Annotated in this window: 6 protein-coding genes; all 6 read right to left on the minus strand. The window is 68.8% G+C overall.

Annotated features, from left to right (window positions below):
- Nucleotides 1-67: 67 nt before the first annotated feature.
- Complete coding sequence (locus FKP22_RS22985; protein WP_141290003.1) at nucleotides 68-1,009, minus strand: type II secretion system protein; 942 nt, start codon at nucleotides 1,007-1,009, stop codon at nucleotides 68-70.
- A complete protein-coding gene (locus FKP22_RS22990) occupies nucleotides 996-1,595 on the minus strand; it encodes a PilV family protein (protein WP_233446941.1) in 600 nt (199 codons plus the stop codon). Before FKP22_RS22990 ends, FKP22_RS22985 begins: the two co-directional genes overlap by 14 nt.
- Before the next feature lie 40 nt (nucleotides 1,596-1,635).
- Nucleotides 1,636-2,097: a prepilin-type N-terminal cleavage/methylation domain-containing protein gene (locus FKP22_RS34405; RefSeq protein ID WP_141290004.1), complete on the minus strand. Its 462-nt coding sequence runs from the start codon at nucleotides 2,095-2,097 to the stop codon at nucleotides 1,636-1,638.
- A 37-nt stretch (nucleotides 2,098-2,134) separates the two neighbouring features.
- Nucleotides 2,135-2,542 (minus strand): type II secretion system protein, encoded by a 408-nt coding sequence (locus tag FKP22_RS23000; RefSeq protein ID WP_141290005.1) that lies wholly within the window; start codon nucleotides 2,540-2,542, stop codon nucleotides 2,135-2,137.
- Nucleotides 2,543-2,671: 129 nt separating this feature from the next.
- On the minus strand, nucleotides 2,672-3,919 hold the full coding sequence (locus FKP22_RS23005; protein WP_141290006.1) for a type II secretion system F family protein: 1,248 nt from the start codon (nucleotides 3,917-3,919) through the stop codon (nucleotides 2,672-2,674).
- 5 nt (nucleotides 3,920-3,924) lie between these two features.
- On the minus strand, nucleotides 3,925-4,105 hold a 181-nt coding region (locus FKP22_RS32530; RefSeq protein WP_170201030.1), incomplete at its 5' end, for a hypothetical protein.

Genomic DNA, 4,105 nt, shown 5'->3' on the forward strand with positions numbered 1-4,105 from the left:
CGCGGCTAGGATCACCAGCACGAAGATCATCGTGACCATCGTGAAGCCGCGCTGCGCAGCTTCGCGCTCAGGGCAGGTTGTCGATGTGGACGGCATGGTGCAGGGAGACGGTTTCGGTCCCGCTCGTCGTGGTCGTGCTGAGTTGCAGGCGCAGGCTGACCAGCGCCGCGCGGGCGGCCACGGCCACCGCGTCCATGCTGAACTGGCAGGCGGTGACGCCGCTGGCCAGCAGCGCGCTGCTGCCGCCGCTGGGAGGGTCCGGCTGGGCGGCGTTGAAGCCGTAGCCGCTGTAGCGGGTCAGCGTGCCGGCGGAAAGATCGCAGCGGAAGGTGACCGGGGCGTTGACGACGAACCCGCGGAATGGCGCGGCATAGTCGGACACCGGCAGGCCGGCCGCCGAGGCAATCGTCAGATGCGAGACCGAGCCGGCACCCGAGCTGATGCTGCGGCGGTTGGACGCGGCCTGATCGGCGGCGCTGCTGCTCGCGGCGTAGGCGTCCGAGCCGGTGATGCCGGCACCGAGGTTGTAGACCACGAACCACTGGTTGGCGGCCAGCGCGATGGGCGGGCCCATCAGGTCGAAGTCGGTGTCGGTGACGCCGAACTCCAGCGCGCCGCTGCCTTCGGTCATGAAGCGCGCGGCGGCCGTCACCGGGATCAGCTCGACTTCGGTGCCGGCGCTGTTGACGCGCACGCTGTTGGGCAGCGAGGCATGCAGCTCGCGGCCGATGCGGCGCAGCGCGCCATCGGCGGTGTCGGCCAGGTTGGCGCGCGCATTCGCCGAGAGGTAGCCCAGCACCGGCACCGCGATGAACTTGGCAACGATGCCGACGATGATGCCGCTCAGCACGATGACCATCACGGCTTCGATCAGCGTAAAGCCACGTTGGGCATGACGGTGGATCGTGCGGCCACAAGGAAGCGCCGGGCCGCCCCAAGCTTCCTTGACCCCCTCGGGGGGCGGGCCGAGCGCAGCTCGGACCTGGGGGCACTGTTCAAAGGCCGGCATTGGGAGCGTGGCGGGTGCGGAAGCCGTCCAGCGTGACCTGCACGCCGTTCGGTCCAGTGACGGTGACGGTGATCTGCAGCGCCTCGCTGCTGGCCACGCTGCCCAGCGCGGCGTTGGCCACCTTCACTGCCGCGGTGTAGGTGGACAGCCCGGGCACGGCGTTGCCGCTGATGTCGGTGATGCCGCTGAGCGTGAGGCCGTTGTAGTCGTTGACGTTGTCGAACTGTGGCGTGCCCGAGCGCTGCTCGCCGCCTTCCGGGCCGATGACCTCGACCACGCTGGCGCAGCCGGCAGTGCTGGTGGCGGTGTCGACGTTGGCGTCGTCCGGGTCGCACCAGGTGAAGGGCATCAGCTGCACCTCTTCCATCAGCGACTCGGCCACGGCCAGCGCCTGGCGCTGCAGTTGCGGGTCCGCACTGGCGCGGGTGGCCTGGATGAAGACCTGCAGGATGGCGGTGAGCGCAATGCCCAGCACCATGATCAGCATCACCAGCTCGATGAGCGAAAGCCCGCGCTGGCCCGTCTGCAGCTGCAGGCGGCCGGGGCGGTCGGCATGGCGGAGGGCGGAATGGGCAGGCAAGCGCACGGTGCCAGCATGCTAGGGCGGCAGCCGCTGCGGCAGTGCCTCAAGAAAGCACGCGAACCAGGCCTGTTTCGGTCTCGATCTGCAGCACGCGGGCGGTGCCGCTGCCGAGCGTGAAGGTCATGGTCAGCGTGCCGCCGGTGGAGCTCACCGAGGCGCCGCTGTTGCTGGCGTTGAAGGTGATGCTGCGGGTGCCGGACTCCAGCATGCAAGGGCTGTACGCAGCTGGGCACGCGAGACTGGCAATGCTGCCGCCAGCCACGTAGGCCACGGTCACGCCGGTCGAGGTCAGCGTGGCCACCACCGGCCGCCGCTGCGCGAGCGCCACGCGGCGCGCGCTCTGCAGCGCACTGGCCACATTGTCGGCATAGGCCATGACCTGCCAGTTGCCCACGTCGGGGAACTTCGGCAGCGCCACCACGGCCAGGGCCGCGGTGATCACCATCACCATCACCAGTTCGATCAGCGTGAAGCCGGCGCTGCGGATGCGCGATGCAGGGCGCATGGCAGTCAACAGCGGGCTTCGTTCAGGCCAGAACCAATCAGAGGATGCCGATGGCCTGGAAGGTCGTGGTGTTGCTGGTGGAGGTCTGGGTCAGCGTGCAGTTGACCGTGGTGTCCACTGCCACGGCAGCAGCGGTGATGGTGTAGCCGGTCGGGAGGGTGTTGCCTTGCATCGAGGTGGCCACGTCGGTGCAGTTCGCCACGGCGTTGCCGTTGGTCGCCTTGGCCTTGCGGCTGGCGTAGTTCACAGCCGAGGCCGAGCTCAGCGAGCCGGCCACGCCTGACAGCGCGGCGGCCTTGGCGTCAGAGCCCAGGTCTATGAACTTCGGGATCGCGACCGAGGCCAGCACCGACAGGATGACGATGACCATCACCAGTTCGATCAGCGTGAAGCCGGCGTTCAGGCGCAGCGGTTGCAGGTTGCGGGTGCGATGGCGGGTGTGCATGAGTGAGACCTTTCGAGTCGCGCGGCGGGCGGGCCGCAAAGGGTTTGGATCGCCGACCTCGCCCAGGGTTGATGGCAGCGTGAGCCTGTTATCGGCGGGCCTTTGCCCGGCTTGAGGGCGCACTTACATTCACGATGAATGTCCCATGGCGGCCTGGCCCATGCCCCAGAGCGGCATGAAAACGCCGAGCGCCAGCACCAGCACCATGGCACCGATGACCAGCAGCAGGATGGGCTCGATCGCCGAGGACAGGCCCTTGATCGCGTGGTCGGTCTCGCGTTCGTACATGTCGGCAATCTCGACCAGCAGCGTGTCCAGCTCGCCGGTTTCTTCGCCCACGGCGATCATCTGCAGCACCACCGGGGTGAACACGCCCGCGGTGGCTGCGCAGCGCGAGATGCTTTCGCCGCGCTCCACGCCGTCGCGCATCTGCTCGACACGCGAGCCGATCCAGGCGTTGTCCACCGTGCGGGCCACCACCGTCATGGCCTGGCTGATGGGCACGCCGCTCTTGGAGGCCATTGCGAAGCTGCGGGCGAAGCGGGCCAGCGTGGCCTTCAGCACGATGGGGCCGATGATGGGCAGGCGCAGTTTTTTCCGGTCCCAGAGGTAGCGACCCTCCGGCGTGGCGAGCCACTGTCGCAGCAGCATCACACCGCCGACGCTGCCGGCCAGCAGCAGCGGCCACCAGTGCACCGTGAAGGACGACACGCCCAGCAGCACGCGCGTCATCAGCGGCAGCTCGGTCTTGAAGCCGGCGAACATCGTGGCGAAGGTGGGCAGCACGAAGATGTTGATCACCACCAGTGCCGCGACGATGGCGATGCCGACCATCATCGGGTAGCGCAGCGCCTGCTTGATGCGGGCGCGGGTGTCCAGCTCGAATGCCATGTGGTCGGCCAGGCGCTGGAAGACCTCGGTCAGCTTGCCGGTCATCTCTCCCACCTGCACCATGGCCACATAGAAGGCGCTGAAGATGTCCGGATGCCGGGCCAGCGCGGCCGAGAGTTCGCGGCCCTGGTCCAGGCTGGCGCGCAGGTCGGCCAGCAGCCGGGTCAGCGCCGGCTTGTCGGACGAGGCCTGCAGGCCGTTGAGCGAGCGCAGCAGCGGCACGCCGGCCTTCTGCAGCGTGTAGAGCTGGCGCGACAGCACGAGGGTGTCTTCGCCGGTCACCTTGTTGCCCAGCAGGGCCTGCAGCGCGGGCGAGCCGGTGGATTCGCCACTGACGGCGGCGGCCAGCTCGGTGAGGGTGACGGCAATCGGCGTGACGCCGCTGGCCAGCAGCTGGTCGGCGACGATGTTGTCGCTCTCGGCCTCGCTGTTGCCGGTGATCAGTTCGCCGCGGCTGTTGCGGCCGCGCCAGGCATAGGTGGCCATGGGTTTCAGTGGCCCGAGTTGTCCACGTCCGAGGCCATGCGCAGGGCCTCGGTGATGGAGGTGCGGCCCAGGCGCAGCAGTTCCAGCGCGTGGTCCACCAGGCTGCGGCCGGCCATGCGCTTGCGCGCGGCGGCGAGGAAGGCGGTCGGGTCGCCCTGGGTGGCGGCCTGGGTCAGGTCGGCGTCC

The sequence above is a fragment of the Ideonella azotifigens genome (genome assembly GCF_006519715.1).
Lineage (GTDB): Bacteria > Pseudomonadota > Gammaproteobacteria > Burkholderiales > Burkholderiaceae_C > Ideonella > Ideonella azotifigens.

What these genes read in the sequence shown, in the direction of transcription:
- FKP22_RS22985 (WP_141290003.1), bottom strand. Translation starts at nt 1,009, where the DNA reads ATGCCGGCCTTTGAACAGTGCCCCCAGGTCCGAGCTGCGCTCGGCCCG.
- FKP22_RS34405 (WP_141290004.1), bottom strand. Translation starts at nt 2,097, where the DNA reads ATGCGCCCTGCATCGCGCATCCGCAGCGCCGGCTTCACGCTGATCGAA.
- FKP22_RS23000 (WP_141290005.1), bottom strand. Translation starts at nt 2,542, where the DNA reads ATGCACACCCGCCATCGCACCCGCAACCTGCAACCGCTGCGCCTGAAC.
- FKP22_RS23005 (WP_141290006.1), bottom strand. Translation starts at nt 3,919, where the DNA reads ATGGCCACCTATGCCTGGCGCGGCCGCAACAGCCGCGGCGAACTGATC.